16 protein-coding genes and 1 pseudogene are annotated in these 18,947 nt (G+C 69.0%); 5 read left to right on the top strand and 12 right to left on the bottom strand.

From position 1 onward, the window contains the following. Nucleotides 1-80 precede the first annotated feature (80 nt). The 6 genes from ABT004_RS04125 to ABT004_RS04100 all read right to left on the bottom strand — a co-directional run bounded on the left by ABT004_RS04125 (nucleotide 81) and on the right by ABT004_RS04100 (nucleotide 8,243). Entirely contained in the window at nucleotides 81-2,471 is a 2,391-nt protein-coding gene (locus ABT004_RS04125; RefSeq protein ID WP_351331270.1) for a glycosyl hydrolase family 95 catalytic domain-containing protein, read from the bottom strand. A gap of 75 nt (nucleotides 2,472-2,546) precedes the next feature. Next, complete coding sequence (locus ABT004_RS04120) at nucleotides 2,547-3,878, bottom strand: glycoside hydrolase family 27 protein (protein WP_351331269.1); 1,332 nt, start codon at nucleotides 3,876-3,878, stop codon at nucleotides 2,547-2,549. A 27-nt stretch (nucleotides 3,879-3,905) separates the two neighbouring features. Further along, nucleotides 3,906-4,745, bottom strand: a complete 840-nt coding sequence (locus ABT004_RS04115) for a carbohydrate ABC transporter permease (protein ID WP_351331268.1) — start codon at nucleotides 4,743-4,745, stop codon at nucleotides 3,906-3,908. Between the two features lie 3 nt (nucleotides 4,746-4,748). Next, nucleotides 4,749-5,738: a carbohydrate ABC transporter permease gene (locus ABT004_RS04110; protein ID WP_351331267.1), complete on the bottom strand. Its 990-nt coding sequence runs from the start codon at nucleotides 5,736-5,738 to the stop codon at nucleotides 4,749-4,751. A gap of 5 nt (nucleotides 5,739-5,743) precedes the next feature. Then, nucleotides 5,744-7,012, bottom strand: coding sequence for an ABC transporter substrate-binding protein (locus ABT004_RS04105; RefSeq protein ID WP_351331266.1), 1,269 nt, complete (start codon nucleotides 7,010-7,012; stop codon nucleotides 5,744-5,746). Between the two features lie 73 nt (nucleotides 7,013-7,085). Then, nucleotides 7,086-8,243, bottom strand: coding sequence for an ROK family protein (locus tag ABT004_RS04100; RefSeq protein ID WP_351331265.1), 1,158 nt, complete (start codon nucleotides 8,241-8,243; stop codon nucleotides 7,086-7,088). A gap of 73 nt (nucleotides 8,244-8,316) precedes the next feature. Between ABT004_RS04100 and ABT004_RS04095 the strand changes: the two genes are divergently transcribed. The 5 genes and pseudogenes from ABT004_RS04095 (at nucleotide 8,317) to ABT004_RS04075 (ending at nucleotide 13,574) form a co-directional block, all read left to right on the top strand. Continuing rightward, entirely contained in the window at nucleotides 8,317-10,413 is a 2,097-nt protein-coding gene (locus tag ABT004_RS04095; RefSeq protein ID WP_351331264.1) for an alpha-galactosidase, read from the top strand. A 210-nt stretch (nucleotides 10,414-10,623) separates the two neighbouring features. Next, the gene (locus ABT004_RS04090) at nucleotides 10,624-11,082 is read left to right on the top strand and encodes a MarR family winged helix-turn-helix transcriptional regulator (RefSeq protein ID WP_351331263.1); all 459 of its coding nucleotides are present in this window, start codon (nucleotides 10,624-10,626) and stop codon (nucleotides 11,080-11,082) included. Between the two features lie 196 nt (nucleotides 11,083-11,278). After that, nucleotides 11,279-12,241: a quinone oxidoreductase family protein gene (locus ABT004_RS04085; RefSeq protein WP_351331262.1), complete on the top strand. Its 963-nt coding sequence runs from the start codon at nucleotides 11,279-11,281 to the stop codon at nucleotides 12,239-12,241. A gap of 90 nt (nucleotides 12,242-12,331) precedes the next feature. Continuing rightward, nucleotides 12,332-12,916: pseudogene (locus ABT004_RS04080) on the top strand (helix-turn-helix domain-containing protein); the annotation flags it as partial. 1 nt (nucleotide 12,917) lies between these two features. After that, complete coding sequence (locus ABT004_RS04075; RefSeq protein ID WP_451187098.1) at nucleotides 12,918-13,574, top strand: MFS transporter; 657 nt, start codon at nucleotides 12,918-12,920, stop codon at nucleotides 13,572-13,574. An 80-nt stretch (nucleotides 13,575-13,654) separates the two neighbouring features. On the opposite strand, the gene ABT004_RS04070 is transcribed toward ABT004_RS04075, so the two are convergent. From ABT004_RS04070 to ABT004_RS04045, 6 genes are all read right to left on the bottom strand, one after another. Continuing rightward, complete coding sequence (locus ABT004_RS04070; RefSeq protein WP_351331261.1) at nucleotides 13,655-14,410, bottom strand: enoyl-CoA hydratase/isomerase family protein; 756 nt, start codon at nucleotides 14,408-14,410, stop codon at nucleotides 13,655-13,657. Then, nucleotides 14,407-15,654 (bottom strand): cytochrome P450, encoded by a 1,248-nt coding sequence (locus tag ABT004_RS04065; protein WP_351331260.1) that lies wholly within the window; start codon nucleotides 15,652-15,654, stop codon nucleotides 14,407-14,409. The genes ABT004_RS04070 and ABT004_RS04065 overlap by 4 nt, the downstream gene beginning before the upstream one ends. A gap of 89 nt (nucleotides 15,655-15,743) precedes the next feature. Beyond that, the gene (locus tag ABT004_RS04060; RefSeq protein ID WP_351331259.1) at nucleotides 15,744-17,171 is read right to left on the bottom strand and encodes a cytochrome P450 family protein; all 1,428 of its coding nucleotides are present in this window, start codon (nucleotides 17,169-17,171) and stop codon (nucleotides 15,744-15,746) included. 10 nt (nucleotides 17,172-17,181) lie between these two features. Continuing rightward, nucleotides 17,182-17,745 (bottom strand): GTP-binding protein, encoded by a 564-nt coding sequence (locus ABT004_RS04055; RefSeq protein ID WP_351331352.1) that lies wholly within the window; start codon nucleotides 17,743-17,745, stop codon nucleotides 17,182-17,184. Between the two features lie 2 nt (nucleotides 17,746-17,747). Then, nucleotides 17,748-18,131 (bottom strand): DUF742 domain-containing protein, encoded by a 384-nt coding sequence (locus ABT004_RS04050; RefSeq protein WP_351331258.1) that lies wholly within the window; start codon nucleotides 18,129-18,131, stop codon nucleotides 17,748-17,750. Further along, nucleotides 18,124-18,942 (bottom strand): roadblock/LC7 domain-containing protein, encoded by an 819-nt coding sequence (locus ABT004_RS04045; protein ID WP_351331351.1) that lies wholly within the window; start codon nucleotides 18,940-18,942, stop codon nucleotides 18,124-18,126. The genes ABT004_RS04050 and ABT004_RS04045 overlap by 8 nt, the downstream gene beginning before the upstream one ends. Nucleotides 18,943-18,947: the final 5 nt, after the last annotated feature.

Genomic DNA, 18,947 nt, shown 5'->3' with positions numbered 1-18,947 from the left:
GTGGTGCGGCGCACACACCCCGCCCTGCCCCGCCCACGCCGCCCGGGGGGGCGCCCGGCCGGCCCCCCGCGTCCGCACACTCAGGCCACGAGGTCCTTCAGCACCCTCGACTCACCCGGCTTCAGCGTGACGGTCGTGCTCCGGCCGCCCGCGGTGACCGTGGCCTTGCGGCCTCCCACGCTGTGCAGGGTCGCCCTGCGTACGCGGCCGTGCTCCCAGGCCACGTCGACCGTGAACCCGCCGCGCGCGCCCGCTCCGCGCAGTGAGCCGGACGCGGCCCAGGCGTCAGGCAGGGCCGGGAGCAGTTCGATGTGGCCGGGCCGGGAGTAGACGATCGTTTCCAGCATGGCCGTGGGCGTACCGAGGTTGGCGTCGATCTGGAAGATGGCGCGGGTGTCGGAGACGCGGTACATGTCGAAGAAGTTCATGGCCGTGCCGGTGTCACCGCCAGCCCACGGTTTCAGGTTCGTCAGGAGCAGTTGGTAGGCCTTCTCGGCGTCCTTGAGCCGCGCCCAGCACGCCGCCCGCCAGGCGCAGGCCCACCCGTAGCTCTCCATGCCACGGGCGGTGAGAAGTGCTGTCGCGCCCTTCAGGATCTCGGGATCACCCGCGTCGGGGCGGATGCGGTCACCGGGGAACAGGTTGATGAGCGGGGAGAGATGGCGGTGGGTCGTCTCGCCGAGGTTGTCCTCGCTCATCCACTCCTCCAGCCGGCCGGACGTCGGGCTGACCTTCGGCAGGTAGAGGCGTTCGCGCAGGGCGGTGACGGTGGCGGCGTGGTCGGTGTCGCGGCCGAGGGTGCGGCATGCCTCCGCGTAGTGACCGAAGAGGGACCACAGGAGTTCCTGGGTGTACGTGATGCCTCGCGCGTCCTGCGGGCCGTGCTCGGGTGACCAGTCGTGGTCGTCGATCAGGACCTCACGGCCGTCCACCTCCGTGGTGATCAGACGCGCCTCCCAGAACGCGCAGGCGCCCTTCAGCAGCGGCATAATCCGCTGCAGGTACTTCGTGTCCTGCGTGAACTCGTAGTGTTCGTAGAGGGATTCGCACAGCCAGGCGTTGCCCGCCGGGTGCCACCACCATCCCAGGCCGCCGTACGGGTTCGTGGAGAAGGCGACGGTCCAGCCGGCGACCTTGCCCGACGTGTTGCGGTAGCGGTTGCGGGAGTCCTGGAACTGTTCCTGGGTGACCTTGTTCCAGGCGGGCAGTTGCGCGAGGCAGTAGTCGGCGAACGCGGGGAAGGCTTCACCCAGACCGGCCCGGTCGGCCAGCCAGTAGTTCATCTGGAGGTTGATGTCGGAGTGGTAATCGCCCATCCAGTCGGGGGTGTTGCCCTCCAGCCACAGTCCTTGCAGGCCCATGGGGAGCCCGTCGCGCGATCCGCAGATGGTCAGGTAGCGGCCGAAATGCAGGTAGCTCGCCTCGAGTTCGGGGTCGGGAGCGGATCCGTCCGCGGCGCGGGCCTTCAGGCGCGACCAGGTGTCGAGCCTGCGCTGACGCCCGGTGGAGGCGCCGAGGTCGAGGCTCAGCCGGTCGTAGCGGGGCCGGTAGTCCGCGACATGCGTGTCACGGAGCAGCGCACCCGAACTCGCTGCCGCCGCAAGGGCATTGGACTCTGCGAGGCGCAGCGGGTCGAGGCCCGGGTCGCGGTACCCGGCGGCATGGTCGGGGGCGTAGTCGGTGCCGCCGCTGATCACGATCACGACCTCGGTGCAGTCGGTGAACGTGACGCGCGCGCCCTTCGCCGCGATGGTGCCGTCGCCCCTGGCGGTGACCGCGGCCGCGTAGCGCAGGCCGTTGGCGAAGGAGGCGGAGAAGGAGGCGAGACGACGGGCGGCGTCCGCGGTGGTCGTCTCACCGTGTGTACCGGACAGGACGAGGCTGCCGGTGAGGGTGCCGCCGCCGCTCTGGCTGAGCCTGATGACGAGGGCGTCGTCGGGGGCGCTGATGAACATCTCCCGCAGATAGCGCACCTTGCCCTTCGTGTACGAGGTGGTCACCAGGCCGTTGCTGAGGTCGAGGGTGCGCCGGTAGCCACTCACGTCGGCGCGGCCGTGTCCCGGCACGGTCAGCACGGGCCGCGCAAGCAGGGTGAGACTGCCGAAGTCGTCGCGTCCATAGGGGAATTGGCCGTCCCCGTCGAGGGTGGCGTTGGCCCCGCCGGTCCACATCGAGGCGTCGGTGACGTGGAACAGTTCGCTGTCGGGGTCGCCGCCGACGAGGGCGCCGAGGCGGCCGTTGCCCAGCGGCAGGCCCTGCTCGATGAGGAGGTCGCCGTCGGCGGGCTCGGGGTACCAGAGGGTGGTCGCCTCGTCGGCGGGGAGGAGCGGGGAGATGGTGGGGCGGTTCGGCGCGGCGTGGGCGGTGAAGGCGGGCAGGGTGCTCACCGCGAAGGCGGCGCCGAGTCCGGCCCCGAGCCCGAGAAGCGCGCGGCGGGACGGTCCGTTGCTCATGTGCGGGTCCTTGCTCATGTGCGGGTCCTTCCGTGGGCCGGCGAAGCCCGCTCACAGGAGGGGCTGCGCCGGGAGCGTCCGAGGGGTCGGGGTCTACGACAGCTTGATCAGCCGCGAGCCGTGGGCCGGCACGGAGGATGCGGTCCAAATCCCCTTGAAGGAACCGAGGTTCTCGCGCGCGACGACGTCACGCAGCCGCTGCGGGCCGCGGCGGCCGAGATCCTTGAAGTCGACGTTGATGTCGGTGGCCGAGGACCCGAGGTTGTAGACCGCGAGGTACGTGTCGTGACCCACGCGCTTCGTCCACACCTGCGTGTCACCGGAGCGGAGCTGCTTCGGCAGGACGGCGGCCTGGTCGACGGCGATGACCTCGGGGTTGGTCAGGATGGCCTTGGCCTTGTCGTCGAGGAAGTAGATGTCACCACCGACGTACAGCGGGGACGACGCCATCGACCAGAACGTCATGACGCTCTGCCGCTCGGTGTCGTTGATGCCGTCCTGGAGTCCGCTGCCGGAGTTGTTGTTGATCGGCATGGAGTCGAGGTCACCGAAGTAGGTGGGGGCGGACAGCTTGGGCAGCCACTTGGGCAGGTCGGTCCAGCGGTCGTCCACGGAGCTGGTCCAGGTGCTGGTGGTGTCGCAGTAGCACTCGATGTCGGTGTCGACGCGGACGCCGTTCGCGTGCGGCCGCAGACCGTCGCCGGCCTCCAGGTCGACCGGCCAGGCGCTGGCGCTCAGCCACATCTTGCGGCCGCTGTGGTCGATGGCGGTGGACCAGGCCTTGATGTCCTCGACGTTGTCCTTCGTCACGCCGTCGATCTTGATGAAGTCGACGTTCCAGGAGGCGTAGCGGGCGACGATGGAGTCGATGTAGTCCTGGGCGCAGGGGTTGCTGTAGTTGATCTTCCAGGCGCCCTCCCACTTGTTGGTCGGGGTCAGCGGCTGCACGGCGATGTCCTGGGCATGACAGTCCGTACCGAGGATCGGCGCGTTCTTGTCGTACACCTCCTTCTCCAGACCGGCGGCGCCGTACAGCCCCAGCTTGAGGCCCTTGCTGTGCACGTAGTCGGAGAGCGACGGCATACCGCTGGGGAAGCGGTCCTTGTCGGCGTTCGGGATGCCGTGGGCGTCGGTGTGGAAGTTCCAGTCGTAGTCGAAGTTCCAGCCGGCGTCGATGTTCAGGTTCTTGTAGCCCGCCGGGGCCAGCTTGCTGCTGAGCGCGTCGGCGGCGTTCTTGATGTTGCCCTCGTTCAGCCAGCGCGTGCCGTAGTCGCTGTGCGAGGAGGACTCGACGCTCCAGCTGCTCCAGCCCATGAACGGCTTGACGTACGGGGTCTTGGCCTGGGCGGTGCCGGTGGACAGGGTGAGGGCCAGGGGCAGGGTGCAGGCAGCGATGAGAGCCGCGCGTCGGATCGATCTGGTCACGGGAAGTACCTCCGGGTGGAAGGGAGTTCAGGACTTGAGACCGGACATCGCGATGCCCTGGACGATGTGGCGCTGGGCGACCAGGAACATGATCACGAGAGGGAGGATCGCCACGGCCGTACCCGCGAACAGCTCGGGCAGGTTGACGGTCTGGGAGGTGAGGAAGCTGGACAGGGCGATCTGTACGGTCCAGCTGTCCGGGTGCTGGCCGATCATCAGCGGCCAGAGGAAGGAGTTCCACGCCTCGATGAAGGACAGCGCCCCGAGTGAGGCGATCATCGTGACCGAGTTGGGCAGGATGATGCGCCCGTACACGCCGAGGTAGCTGAGGCCGTCGATGCGGCCCGCCTCCTCGATCTCCGCGGGGAACGACAGGTAGAAGCTGCGGAAGAGCACGACCGCGAACGCGTTGAACAGGCCCGGCGCGATCAGGCCCCACATCGTGTTGACGCCACCCATGGAGCCGACGACGACGAACGTGGGCAGGAAGGTCACCGCCTGCGGGATCATCAACGTACCGACGATCAGTGCCAGGACGATCCCGCGGCCCGGCACGCTGATCCGGGCCAGCGCGTACCCCGCCATCGAGGCGAGCAGCGTCGACACCGGCGCCGAAATCACCGCGATCACGAGGGAGTTGACGAGGGAACGGCCGAAGGGTCGCTCCGGGTTGTCGAAAAGGGACGTGAAGTTGTCCCAGTTCAGCGCGGACGGCAGCCAGTGCCAGTCGGTGGCGGTGACCTCCGGCGTCGTCATGAAGGCGTTGCGCAGCAGGACGTAGAACGGAATCAGGAAGACCACGGCCAGCAGGCACAGGGCGAGATAGGTGACGGCGGAGCCGAGGACGCCGCCTCGCATACGGTTCATCGATCAGTCCTTGTCGCGGGCGAACCCGAGGATCCGGCCCTGGAGGAGCGTGACCAGCACGATCAGCAGGGTGAGCAGGAAGGCCCCGGCGGAGCCGACGCCGTAGTCCTGGTCCTGGAGGGCGACTCCGTACAGGTGCATCAGCGGCGTGCGTACCGGCTCGCTGCCGAGCGAGGCACCGGTGGAGAAGATCGCGTAGAACTCGTCGAAGGCCTGGAGCGCGGCGATGAGCATCAGCAGCAGGATCGCGACCGATGTGTTGCGCAGCATGGGGAAGGTGACGCTCCGGAACGTGCGCCACGCGCCGGCGCCGTCGAGAGACGCGGCTTCGTACAGGTGCGGCGGGATGGACTGGAGCCCGGCGATGAAGAGGATCATGTAGAGGCCGACCTGGAGCCACAGGCGCAGCGTGACAAGGACGATCCAGTACAGGGGCGGGCTCTGCGTCTGGATCCAGGCGGTCGGGTCGTCACCGAAGAGCGCGCCGAGTGTGTTCGCGAGGCCGGACGGCACCCCGCTGAACAGGGCCATCTTCCAGATCATCGCGGCGGCTACGTAGCTGACCGCGGCCGGGAGCAGGAAGGCGGTACGGAAGAAGGCCCGGCCGCGCCGTACCCGGTTGACGAGGACGGCGAGGCCCAGGGATCCCGCGAAGGTGATCGGCACGATCATCGCCGTGAACAGCACGATCATGGTGAGTGAGTCGCGGAACCGTTCGTCGCTCAGTAGCTGTTGGTAGTTCTCCAGGCCGACCCAGTTCCCGAGGGAGATGGTGCGGCGGGCCTCGCTGAAGCTGAGCAGGAAGCTCCAGCCGATGGCGACGTAGCGGAACAGCGCGAGGCCGAGCAGCATCGGCGCGGTGAGGACGACGAAGGCGAGGGCCTTCGAGCGTCGCTCGGTCAGCAGCCGCCGACGGCGCGGCGCCGTGACGGGCGCCTGCCGGGCGGCACTCTTGCGACTCCCTCGCAAGGGTGTGGTGTCGGTGGCCGTCATGCCGGTCAGCCCATCTGCTTGTCGAGGTCGGACTGCGCCTTGGACTGGGCCTTCTTGAGGGTCTTCTCCGGCGGCGAGCCCTTGGCGATGTCCGCGGCGGCGGCGATGAACTCGGCCTGCATTGCCTGCGTCCACTCGGCCGGGAAGGAAATGCCGCATTTGGCGCCGATGGTGACCGCATCTTTGGCCGGTCCCTTGCTCAACTCCGGTGTCTTGGCCGCCACTTCACTCTGCGGCGGTACGTGGAAGCCGTACTTGACGGCCCAGTCGATCTGAATCTCGGCCTGCTTGATCCACAGCCACCTGAGGTACTTCTTGGCCTCCGCAACGTGCTCGCTCTTGGCGTTGACGGCCTGTGTCCAGCCACCGAGCCGGGCGACGGGCTTGCCCGAGGAGTCGTACGCGGGCCAGGGTGCGACCCCGAAGTCGTCACCGAGCGCCTTCTCGACAGTGGGCAGCGCCCACAGGCCGCACCACTGCATGGCGGCGGCGCCCTGGTTGAACGCCCCCGCGTCGTACCAGTCGGTGGTGAAGCCGAGCAGCACCGACTTGTCGGAGTGCAGGTCGCGCAGGCCGCCGATGGACGTGGCGGCGTCGGCGTAGACGACCTTCTTCCCATCGATGAGGTCCTTGCCCTGGGACCAGGCCAACAGGTACGGGCTGTCGCCGATGCCGTCGTTGCCTATGAAGAGGCCCTTGACGTCGCCGACGGTCAACTTCTTCGCGGCGTCGACGAGTTCGGCGAAGGTGGTGGGCACGTCGACGCCCGCCTTCTTCAACATCGACTTGCGGAAGAAGAGCACCATGATGTCGTCGATGGTCTTCATGCCGTAGATCTTGCCGTCGACGGTGAGGTAGTCGAGGTCCGCCTTGACGAAGCCGCTCTTGGCGGCGCCATAGACATCGTCGAGGGGTTCGAGCTGTCCCTTGCGGGCCATCTCGGCACGGAAGTCGCCGAGTTCGAAGACGTCCGGCGCGTCGGCGCCGAGCAGCGCGGCGTTCAGCTTGGTCTCGTACTGGGAGGTGTCGGCGCCCCAGACGACATTGATCGCGATGTCCGGGTTGGCCTTGGTGAACTCCTCGGCGTACCGCTTCACCGCCGCCTGGGTGCCCTCCTCCCCGTACTGGTGGTACCACTGCGTGAGCGTGACCTTGGCGCCCTTGGCGGACGCGGTCTCCTGCGGGTTACTGGAGCACGCGACGGCGGCGCCGGCGACGAACAGCAGGGACGTGCCGAGGAATCCCCGGCGGGACAGGGCGGAACTGGCAGTCATGACAAGGTCCTTCCGGGGACGCACAGGTGCGAGAAGTCGGGCAGTTGCGCGGGTTCAGGCGGGGCGGTCGGGATCAGGCGGTGAAGAGTGACTGGATGCTGACGGCGGCCGCCCCGCGCGCCCATTCCTCCCAGGGCAGCGGGCGCACCACGAGCGGGCAGCGGGCGGCGGCGCCGAAGGCCTGCGTGGTGAAGGCGGCGCGGATCTGCTCCTCGAAGAGGTCGTACGCGGCCACGCCCTCGCCGGACACGACGACCCGCTCGGGCCCGACCAGGTTGACCACGGCGGCCAGGCCGAGCCCGATGGCCTTGCCCGCCTCGTCGAACACGGCGCGCACGGCGGCGTCCCCACCGTGCGCGCGGTCGATCGCCCCGGCCATGTCGAGGTCCGGATCGTCCGCCGCGCGCCGGGCGCGGGCGACGATGGCCGCCTCGGAGGCGATGGCCTCGACGCAGCCGCGGGCGCCGCAGTGGCACTCCGGGCCGTCCCCGGCGGCGACCGGAATGTGGCCGATCTCGCCGGCCACGCCGTAACCCCCGGCCACCAGACGGCCGTTGACGACGAGCGCACAACCGATGCCGACGCCGACCGTGGCGAGCGCGAACGAGTCGGCGCCGACGCCTTCACCGAACCACTGCTCGGCGACGGTGAGCGCCTTGACGTCGTTCTCGACGGTGACCGCCAACCCCGTTGCGGAGCCGACCAGTTCGACCAGCGGGACGTCGTGCCAGCCGAGGAACGGCGAGTAGCGCACGACGCCGCCCGCCCTGTCCACGTCGCCCGAGACGGAGACTCCAATGTGGTGGGTCCGCTCGGCATGCGCGGGGGTCAGCTCCGCGACGAGCGCGGCGATGTCCCGGACGACCCCCTCGACGGACCGGTCGGTCACCGCGATCCGGTGGGCGGCACCGACGACCTGTGCCCTCAAGTCGGTGACCACACCGATGAGTTCGTCGGCCGTGACCTTGACCCCCACGAAGAACTCCCGGTCGGCACGGACGGCGAGGGGGTGTGCGGGGCGTCCCGCCCCCTCGGCGGTCCGGTGCCCAAGCGTGAGTTCCTCCAGGTAACCGGCTTCGATCATCGGCTTGACCGCTTTGGTGACGGCGGCGGAGGAAAGTCCGGTGAGGCGGGCGATCTCGGGGCGGACGACCGGGCCACGCGTGAGCACTGTCGTGAACACCGTGTTGGCCGCCGGAGACGCGAGCAGCTTCGCTCGGTTCAGCAACATGGGGGAAACGTAGGGGTATTAATTTCCTTCGTCAATATTTAAATCCAGGGAGTTTCGACCTAGGCTCCAGCTCATGTCTCAGGTGTCCTTCGACGAGCCCAGTCGCACGTTCCTGCTCACGACCCCCGCCTCCGCTTATGCGCTGCGCCTCGACGCGGACGACAGCCCACGGCATGTCCACTGGGGCGCGCCCCTCACCCTCGACCAGGCCGCCGCACTGCCTACGCATGACGGATTGACCAGCAGTTTCGCGTCAACAGGTGGGGAGGAAATGGGCGTTGAGGGCGGCGCCCGGTTCGGGGTGCCGTCACTGCTCGTTCGGCACGCGGATGGAGCACGCGGCGTCGAGTGGACGCACGAGGGCCACGAGATCGACGGCGGCCGACTCCGGGTACGGCTGCGCGACCGCCACTACCCACTCGGCTGCACGCTGCAGTACTCGGTTCGGCCGGACGGTGACGTCATCGAACGCTCACTGGTGTTGCGCCACTTGGGATCCGTCGAGCAGGGCGACGAGCCCATCGAGATCCTGCGCTGCGACGCCGCGAGCTGGTCCGTGCCGGCCACATCAGGCGTCCGGCTGAGCCACACGGTCGGCGAGTGGACGGGCGAGACGCAGCTGCGGCGCACCGAAGCCCCGTACGCCGAGACGGTGTTCACGAGTCGGCGCGGTGTGTCCGGGCACTTCGGCAATCCGTGGCTGATGGTCGACGCGGGCGACGCGGACGAGCGCCACGGTGAAGTGTGGAGCATGGCCCTTGCCTGGTCGGGAAGTTGGCGGATCACGGCGCAGCGCGACCACACCGGCGGCCCGTTCACGGTGACCGGCGGAGCGGGGCACGAGGGTCTCACCTGGCGTCTCCAGCCCGGCGAGAGCCACGAAACCCCGGTTTTCGCGGGCCAGTTCAGCCGTGGCGGGTTCGGCGGGACAAGCCGCGGCTGGCACCGGTACATCGCCGCACACGTACTGTCGCGCCCCGACGAACCGCGCCCCGTGGTCTACAACAGCTGGGAGGCGACCGGCTGGGACGTCACCTTGGAGGGCCAGAGCGCACTCGCGGCGCGCGCCGCCGACCTCGGCGTCGAACTGTTCGTGGTGGACGACGGCTGGTTCGGGCAGCGCACCAGCGACCGGGCCGGACTCGGCGACTGGCACCCGAACCCCCAGCAATTCCCGGACGGACTGGGCCCGTTGGCCGACGAGGTGCGCCGGCTCGGGATGCGCTTCGGCCTGTGGGTCGAGCCGGAGATGACCAATCCGGACAGCGACCTGTACCGCGCACACCCCGACTGGGTGCTGCACATGCCGCACCGCCGCCGCACCGAACTCCGCAACCAACTCGTTCTGAACTTCGCCCGCACCGATGTGACGGAGTGGGCCTTCAAGTGGCTGGACCGCCTGGTCGCCACGTACGAGATCGACTTCCTCAAGTGGGACATGAACCGGGCGTTCACCGAGGCCGGTTGGCCCGGCAACCCCGATGCCGAGCGACTGTGGACCGACCACACGCGGGGCGTCTACTCGGTGCTCGACCGGCTGCGCCGTGCACGCCCCGAGCTGCGGATCGAGGGCTGCGCGGGCGGCGGCGGCCGCGCGGACCTCGGCATGCTGGCCCGCACCGATCAGATCTGGATCTCCGACAACACGGACGCCGACGACCGCATTGGCATCCAGCAGGGCTACAGCCAGATCTACCCGGCCCGCACCATGTCCGCCTGGGTCACCGACAGCCCCAACCCGCACACCGGCCGCAGCACCCCGCTCCCCTACCGCTTCCACGTGGCGATGACCGGAGCGCTGGGCATCGGCGGCGACCTCTCCCGCTGGACCGACACGGAACTCGCCGAGGCCCGCGAGCTGGTGGCGCTCTACAAGGAGATCCGCCCGGTGGTGCAGTTCGGCGAGCAGTACCGCCTCGACGACGCCGTTCAATACCAGACGGACGACCGCATCGTAGTCATCGCCTGGGGCCGAGGCCGCAATCTGCGCCTGTCCGGGATCTCCCCCTCGACGATCTACGTCGACGACGCGACCGGCGCCGAACACGATACGGCGACCCTGCTCACGCACGGCCTGCCACTGCGACCCGCGCCGGAGGAACGTCCGAGCGCCGTCGTGCGGCTGAGCCGACGGGGCAGCTCACCGAAGGCGGTCGGATCCGTAGGCTGACCGACGACAGGGCGAGGGTCCCGGCTAAGTGTTCCACCCATAGAGGTTGGTGACTGTGCCTGGCTGACGGGCACCCCGACGAAACGGCGATGTCGCTCGGACCGCAGTACGAGCAGGGCGGATGCATTAGCCCACCGGCTTCGCGGCGAGAGCGATGCCGGTCTCGCCGCGAGGTAGTTTGCGTCACGCACTAATCGATACAATGGCTGCATGACCAGCAAGCAAGCGGCGGCACACTCGATCGACGTCCTTCCCGCGAACGCCATAGTTGACGCCCTCGTTCAGCTGTCCTTCCGCGTGCACCAGGCCCTCGGAAAGATCGGCGCGGAGCAGGATCTGTCCGTGGTGCAGATCCGGATGTTGGGTGTGCTGCGCGACCGCGAGCCGAGCATGCTCGCCCTGGCTGGCCACCTCGGGCTGGACAAGTCGTCCACCACCGGGCTCGTCTCCCGCGCGGAGAGGCGCGACCTTGTCCAACGAACCCGGGACCCTCGCGATGGGCGGTCCGTCACCGTCAGCCTCACCGACCACGGCCGCACCCTCGTCAATACCTGCGCGCGCGACGTTGAGCGGGAGATCAACGGGCTCGTCGCCCCGCTGCCCGACCGTGCCCGCCAGCAGCTCGTGAGTCACATCTCCGAGATCCTCGCGCCCCGCGGCGACAGCTGACCCAGCCGCAAGCGATGGCGTCAGATAACCGCACGTAGGCGCGTTCGACTACCACGCAGCCCGCCAGGATCAGACAAAACACCCATTTGACTTAGTGCGTGCCGCGAACTATTTTCGATATTAGTTTGTGGCACGTACTAAATGGCGTGCCGAATCAGCTGCCGGACCACACGCCGGCCCCAGACGGGAGACGCACATGCACGCCGCCGTTGTCCGATCCTTCGATGCTCCGCCTCGTTTCGAGGAGTTCCCGACCCCCTGCCCGCAGGGCGAGCACGAGATCCTCGTCGATGTCGTGGCCGCCGGGCTGCACCCGCGTGTGCGATCCGCAGCCGACGGCTCCCACTACACCTCCGACGGCTCGCTGCCCATGGTCCCCGGCATCGATGCTGTGGGCCGCACCAACGACGGGGAGTTGCTGTACTTCGTCGCCTCGGATGACGCCGTGGGCACCATGGCCGAGCAGGCCGTCGTCGACCGGCGGCGCGCCATCGCCCTGCCTGCGGATACCGACCCCCTCGCGGTCGCGGCGGCGATGAACCCTGGAATGTCGTCCTGGGTGGCCCTGCGTAGCCGACTGAACTTCCAGCCCGGCGCCAGCGTGCTCGTCCTGGGCGCCACCGGAAACGCCGGACGCCTCGCCGTGCAGATCGCCAAACTCCTGGGCGCCGAACGCGTCGTGGGGGCGGGCCGCTCGCCTCAGCGCCTGCACCTTCTCAAGGACCTCGGCGCCGACGCGGTGGTCCCCCTCAACGGCAGTGACGAGGAGATCGCGACCACGCTCGGTCGTGAAGCCGGAGACGTCGACGTCGTCATCGACTACCTGTGGGGCCGACCCACCGAACAGGCCATCCCGGCGATCCTCAAAGCCCGCACCGACCGATCAAAGGCACTGCGCTGGGTCCAGATCGGCTCCATGGCCGGACAGGAGATCAGCCTCCCCTCTGCCTTCCTCCGTGCAGGCAACCTCAATCTTCTCGGCAGCGGCCAGGGGGCTGTCGGGACCCACGCCATCCTGGCCGAACTGCCCTCGCTCGCACAGAAGATCAGCACCGGCGCACTGACCGGCGAATCGGTGGCCATGCCACTGCGGCAGGTACATGAAGCCTGGGACATGCACATCTCACCCAGCCAGCGCATCGTCCTGACCAACAGCTGAGGCGCAGACGGCGCCCACCTCGCGGCCGGGTGCACGAGACATCGCTCGTGCACCCGGCCGTCGTCATCTTCCGAGCCTGAAAGACCCCACATGGTCCACCGCAACGCCCCCCTGACCGAAACCGGCCGCCTAGGCCTGGCGCAGTGCGTGGTCGACGATCAGTGGCCGCTCCGTCGCGCAGCCGAACGATTCCAAGTCTCACCCACCACCGCGAAGCGGTGGGCCAACCGCTACCGCGAGCAGGGGTCCGCCGGGATGACGGATCGCTCCAGCCGCCCGTATCTGAGCCCGCGTCGCACGCCGACCCGGGCCGAGAGACGCATCATCAAGATCCGAGTACTGCGCCGCTGGGGCCCAGCCCGCATTGCCTACCTGCTCGGGCTCAATCCTTCCACTGTGCACCGCGTACTCGGCCGCTACGGCGTCGCCAGACTGTCACATCTGGACCGAGCCACCGGCCACGTAATACGACGCTACGAGCACGCCGCACCGGGCGACTTGGTGCATGTCGACATCAAGAAGCTCGGCAACATACCCAACGGTGGCGGCCATCAGGTGCTGGTCCGTCAGGCTGGCCGCAAGAACCGGCTCGGCGGGGGCTACAGCTACTTCCACAACGCTGTAGACGATCACTCCCGCCTGGCCTACAGCGAGATCACGCAACGTCGTAGGCGCGATGGGTATCCAAGCCCTCATGGTGGCAGGGGTGGCAGGGATGTTCAGCTTCCAATTCCTGGCCGTGCTCTACCTGCAGAAGGTGCTCGGCTACGACGAGGTGCACACCGGCCTCGGCATCTTCCCGGTCTCGGTCGCGATCGGCTCCCTGTCGCTCGGCCTCTCGCCCAGGCTCATTTCCCGCTTCGGCCCCCGTGCCGTAATCCTGGCAGGACTCTCGCTGATCACGGCAGGCCTCGCTGTCCTCGGTCGCGTACCGGCACACGGGAGCTACGTCGTGGACGTACTGCCCGCACTGCTGCCGCTCGGCATCGGCTTCGGCCTCGCGATGCCCTCGCTGGCCACGCTCGCGATGTCGGCGGCGACGCCCGAGGAGTCGGGGATCGCCTCGGGCATGTTCAACACCATGCAGCAGATCGGCAGCGCCTTCGGCCTCGCGGCCCTCAGCACCCTCGCCGCCACGCACACCCATGCCCTGCTGGGCGACGGAGCCAACACCGTCTCAGCCCTCGCGGACGGCTACCAGTTCGCCTTCCGCACCGGCTCGTGCATCGTCGCCACCGCTCTCCTCCTCGCCGCCACCCTGCTGCGCTCCACCACCCCGACACAACATCCGGCAGCCGAAGAGAAGCCGGTCACCGAGAACGCGACTCCCTGACCAGACGGCGACGCCACCCCAGACCGCGACGGCGACGAGATCCTGCGGGCGCCGTACGCGGCTGCGGGTTCCTTCCTGAGCTACAGGTGCGCGGTGAGGAGGTTGGCATCGAGCAGTCCCAGGTCGGCGGTGCGGTCGGCGCGGGCGTAGCCGGTCAGCATGCGTTTGGCGGCGATCATTGATTCGTGGGAGCGGCGGCCGAGGAGGCGCGTCCAGGCGGTGACCGTACGGTCGAGGTCCTCTTCGGGGGCGGTTTCGTGCAGGAGGTCGATCCGATGTGCCGTGGCGGCGTCGAACTCCCGGCTGGTGAGCATGAGTTCGCGGATGCGTGCCACGCCGACCTCGGTGATGAGCCGGCCGGTGGCGCCGCCCCATGCGGGTGGCAGGCCGAGGCCGACCTCGGGCATGCGGTAGCGGCTGGTGTCGGCGCCGACGCGGAGGTCGCAGTAGGAGATGAGGGCGAGGCCCGCGCCGGTGACCCGGCCGTGGAGGCGGGCGATGGTGATGGCGTCGGTCGTCTCCAGGGCCTGGCACAGCCGGTAGGCCTTGTCGACGATGCGGCGCAGGGCGCCGCCGGTCGGGTCGGCGACGCGCGCTGCGGTGAACTCGCCGCGGTCGGCTCCCAGACAGAAGTCGGCTGCCAGGGAGGACAGGACCAGGACCTTCACGTCGGTGCGCTCGGTGAGGCTGTCGAGCAGTTTCAGGAGGTCGTCGATGGCGGCGACGTCGAGGACTGCGTCAGGGCGGCCGGCGTGGAGGCGGGCGTACAGCACCGGCCCGTCCTGGTCGACGTGGAGGGTCTTGTAGCCGTCGGAGGGGTGCAGTTGGTCGGTCATGCGAGGGCGAGGTCCAGTTTCAGGAGGCGGCGGAAGGCCACGCGGGGCGCCCAGGCGGGCGGGCGTACCAGGGCCAGGCGGGGTATGCGGCGGGTCAGGTGGGTGAGGAGGATCTGTGCCTCCATGCGTGCCAGCGGGGCCCCGAGGCAGTAGTGGCTGCCGCCGCTGAAGGCCAGGTGGCCGGGCGTGCGCCGGGGATTGAAAGTGTCGGGGTCCACGTGGCGAGCCGGATCGTGATGTGCGGCGCCGATCATGAGATGGGCCATCTCGCCTTCGCGGATGTCGCGGCCCGCCAGGGTGATGTCGTGGGCGGCGATGCGGCTGATCACATGAGTGGGCGGGTCGTAGCGCATGCTCTCCTCGACGACTCCGGGGACGAGTTCGGGGTCGGCGGCAGCGGCGGCCCAGTGGTGGGGGTGCTCCACGAGGCGCAGCACCGCTTGTGACAGGAGCGTCGCGGTGGTCTCCAGGGCGGCCAGCAGGACGAAGCGGGCCAGGTGGTAGACCTGGTGGTCCGCCTGGTCGCGGTCGGCTTCGAGGGCGTCCCAAGTGTGGATCCACTGGGAGACGGGGTCGTCCCCCGGGCGGGCGCGTCGGGCTCGTACGAGGTCGGTGAAGTACTCCCGGAGCTCGACGGTGGCGGCGTCGGAGAGGGCCAGCTGGCTCGCGCTCGGCAGAAGCTCCTGGGTGAACACCTGGTCGTGGGTGAGCTCGCGCAGGCGGGGCCAGTCGGCACTCGGCAGGCCGAGCCAGTGCCCGACGGTGGCGATCGGCAGTTCCTCGCCGACGAGGGCGGTGAAGTCGGCTTCGCCGTGGCTGAGTTGCTCGTGCAGGACGTCGAGGAGGCGGTCGGTGGCGGCGGTGACGGCCGGGCGGAGCCCTTCGACGGAGTTGCGGTCGAAGCCGTGGGCCGCCCGGCGTATTCGGGTGTGCTCGGCGCCGTTGAGGGTGGGCAGGGTGTGGCTCATCTCCCGTGAGGACGCTGCCGTCCAGCGGGTGCCCGCTCCTTGCCGCTCGCGCCATTGGCGGTCGGGTTCGTGCCAGCCCTTGTCGCGCAACACCTGGTCGCATTCGGCGAATCCGGTGACCAGATGGCCGCCCCAGGGAGCGGGGCTGACCGGTCCTGGCGCGGCGAGTTCGGCGTAGAAGGGAAGAGGGTCTGCCTGCCCTTGCGTGGTACGCAGGCGCGAGAAGACCTTGACGGTGGAGCGGCGAAGTTCCTGCGGCAGTAAGGCGATTCCCACTGTGCTCCTTCCCGAGCATCAGTCGCCATGGATACCCACAAGATCATTTGACTATCCAATAACACCGCAGGAAACTCCAGTTGCCTGCGTCACTCGCCCTTGGTCCATGCCAGGAAGCGGCTGAACAGCCCTCCCTTGCGGGATTTGCTCTCCATGCCGGGCCCTTCGACGGTTCCGGATCGGACGGAGCCGATCGGTCCGGCGGCGTGCGGCTGGAGGTCGGGCGTCGGCTGGGAAACCACCGGGGCGGCGGACTCGTACGGTGCCGAGGCCATCGGAACGGTGCGCCGCGTGAAGCGGACCGGCAGCTCACTCAGTGCACGGCTCCACGGCGAGGGCACCCAGGCAAGCGAAGTGAAGGCCTCGTCCAGCTCCATGTCGGGCAGCCGGTTGAGCAGGCACTCGACCGCTGTCACCGCGATCATGAAGGCCGGGTCCTTGGCCGGGCACGCGTGGGGCCCCGCCCCGAACGCCAGGTGCGCCTTCGAGTTGAGCTGCGCACGGTGTTCGGTCAGCCGCGGGTCCGTGTTGGCCGCGGCGAAGGAAATGAGGACCGGATCACCGGCCCGCAGGGCCCGCTCCCCGAGTTCGATGTCCATAGCGGGGTAATGGCCGGCGTAGTTGGCGATCGGCGCGTAGTTCCACAGGGCCTGGGAGACGGCGTCCTCGACCGGGAGCCCGGTGGGCCACTCCTCTCCGAGGTAGAGGGCGCTGCTGGTGCCAATGGCTGCGGCGAGCGGTGCGGTGCCGCCGGAGAGCAGCGTGACGAGTTGGTGGAGCACCGCCTCGTCGGCTGCGGCCTGATCGTGCGTGAGGAGCGCGTGCTGCCGGATCAGCTCAGTGGTGAGATCGTCGCCCGGCCGGCGGTGCTTGAGCTCGATCAGCTCGGCAAGCGCCTGCCCGAGGATCGCGTCGGCGCCGACGGTGCCTTCAAAGATGCCGCTGATCCCGGTGATGACCCGGTCGCCGATGTCGGGCGGGCAGCCGAAGAGATGGGAGAAGACGAGCAGGGGCAGCGGGTTGGCGTATTCGGCCATGAGTTCCGCGTGGCCGAATCGGTCCGAGCTGAAGCCACTGATCAGGTAGTCGGCAGACTTCTGGGTCTGGCGGATCAGGGCCCGCTCGTCGACGGCATCGAGAGCGGCGGTCACAGCCTGGCGGAGCTTGGCGTGGTCGGCACCGTCGGAGAACAGTGCGTTGGGCCGGTAGGCCATCATCGGCAGCGCCGGACTGTCGGCCGGCACCCGCCCTTCGGCCAGCGCGTTCCAGCGGCGCGAGTCGCGCGGGAAGGCAGCCGGGTTCTGCAGAATGTGCAGCGCGGCGTCGTAGCTCGTGACGAGTTCGACCTGGACGCCGGGCGCGATGTCGACGGGTGCGCTGGGGCCTTGTGCGCGCAGGTGCGCGTAGTAGGCCTCGGGGTCGGCCGCGAAGTCGGGCCCGTAGAGCTGGATGTTGCCGCTCTGGGCGTGCGCGGGGCAGCCCGGCGGTATCGAACGGGGGTCGGTCGGCTGGGACATGCGGGGGCTCCTAGGCGGCGAGCTGGGTCATGAGGTGCTGCACGAGGGTGATCAGTGCCTCGGCCGACGAGCGTTCATCGCGCACGTCGCACCGCACGATCGGTGTCTGATCGTGGAGGTTCAGTGCCTCGTGCACTTCCGCGAGGGCGTACTCTGCCTGGCCCTCGAAGGAGTTCACGCCGATCGTGTACGTGAGGCCGAAGGACTCCACCAGGTCCAGGACGGCGAAGCTCTCGTCGAGGCGCTCGGGGTCGACGAGGACGAGCGCGCCCAGTGCACCACGCGACAAGTCCTCCCACATCTCCGTGAACCGCTCCTGGCCGGGTGTGCCGAACAGGTAGAGGACCAGCTCGTCCGAGAGGGTGAGGCGGCCGAAGTCCATGGCCACGGTGGTGGTCGTCTTGTTGGGGGTGTTCGTGAGGTCGTCGAGTCCCACGCTGGCCACGGTGATCTGTTCTTCGGTACGCAGCGGTTTGATCTCCGAGAGACTTCCGATGCACGTGGTTTTCCCCACGCCGAAGTGACCTACGACGAGGATCTTCACCGCCTGGGTGACGGATGGCTCGAGGTACACGCTCACGCTCCGAACTTCTTTTGCAGGCCGGTGAGGACGGCACTGACGACGTCCACGTCCACCTGTTGGGCGGCCGGGACCGGCGGGCGCACTTCGAGCAGACCGGCCTCGGCGAGTTGCGCCAGGAGGATGCGGACGACGCCGACCGGGAGTTGGGTGTGTCCGGCGACCTCGGCCACCGACAGGAAGCCGTCGGTGACCAGGTCCATGACCGTGCGGGCTTCGGGGGCCAGGGCGCGCAGGGCTGCCTCGGATCCCCGCGCCGAGGTCACCATCGCGGTGTGCTCGTACTCGTGCTCCGGGGGCAGGGTCCGCCCGCCCGTGATGACGAAGAGCGGCACGAGGTCGGACGTGACCACGAGGCCCTGCTCGCTGGGCTCAGGCATTGCCTGGCACCCTGCCGGCCACGGCAGACGCCGCGATCTTGGGCTCCACCTCGTGCAGCCGGGCCGTCAACGCCTCGATGTTGCAGTCATGGTCGGCCGAGGCCGCCAGGAGTGCGCCGTCCCCCGCCGCGATGAGAAGGATCCACCCGTGCTGGAACTCGATGGCCGTCTGCTGCCACACCACGTTCGCGACGGGCCCCGCGAACTGCGCGGCCGCCCGACTGTTGGCATGGATGCCGGTCATCGCCGCACAGATCCTGTCGGCAAGGTCGCGGGGCAGCCCCGCGGTCGCGCCGCGTGGCAGGCCGTTGCCACCGAGCAGCACCGCGTGGCGGGCACCGTTCACGCCGGCGACCGCCTGGTCGAGCTCACGCAGCACCTCGGCCGTGTCCTCCCCGGGCGCCGGCTCGGGACTGCCGTGCCGGCCGCCTTGCCCGGCCCCTTCGACGCGGGGCGCGGACGTCATGTTGTGTCCCAGTCGGGCCACCAGCCGGTGCATGCGGTAACTGATCTGCTGCATGTCCACGTCGGGCTCGGCCGCCGCCGCGAGATAGGCGCCCTGTCCGGCGCCGATCAGGAAGATCCAGCCGTGCCCGAACTCGATGACGGTCTGCGTCCAGGCCGCATTCGCCGCGGTCCCGACGAACGGGGCTGTGGCACGGCTCAGGGCCTGGATGCCGGACATGGCCGTGGAGATGGTGCGCAGGTCCCCCTCGGCCAGGCCCTCGGTGGAGGCGCGGGGAAGGCCGTCGGCGGACAGCAGGACGGCATGGCGCGCACCGACCACGTTCTTCACGATGTCGTCGAGCATCCACG

Origin of the sequence: Streptomyces sp. NPDC002790 (genome assembly GCF_040295505.1) — a bacterium.
GTDB lineage: Bacteria > Actinomycetota > Actinomycetes > Streptomycetales > Streptomycetaceae > Streptomyces.
This window is presented reverse-complemented; position numbering and strand designations above follow the sequence as displayed.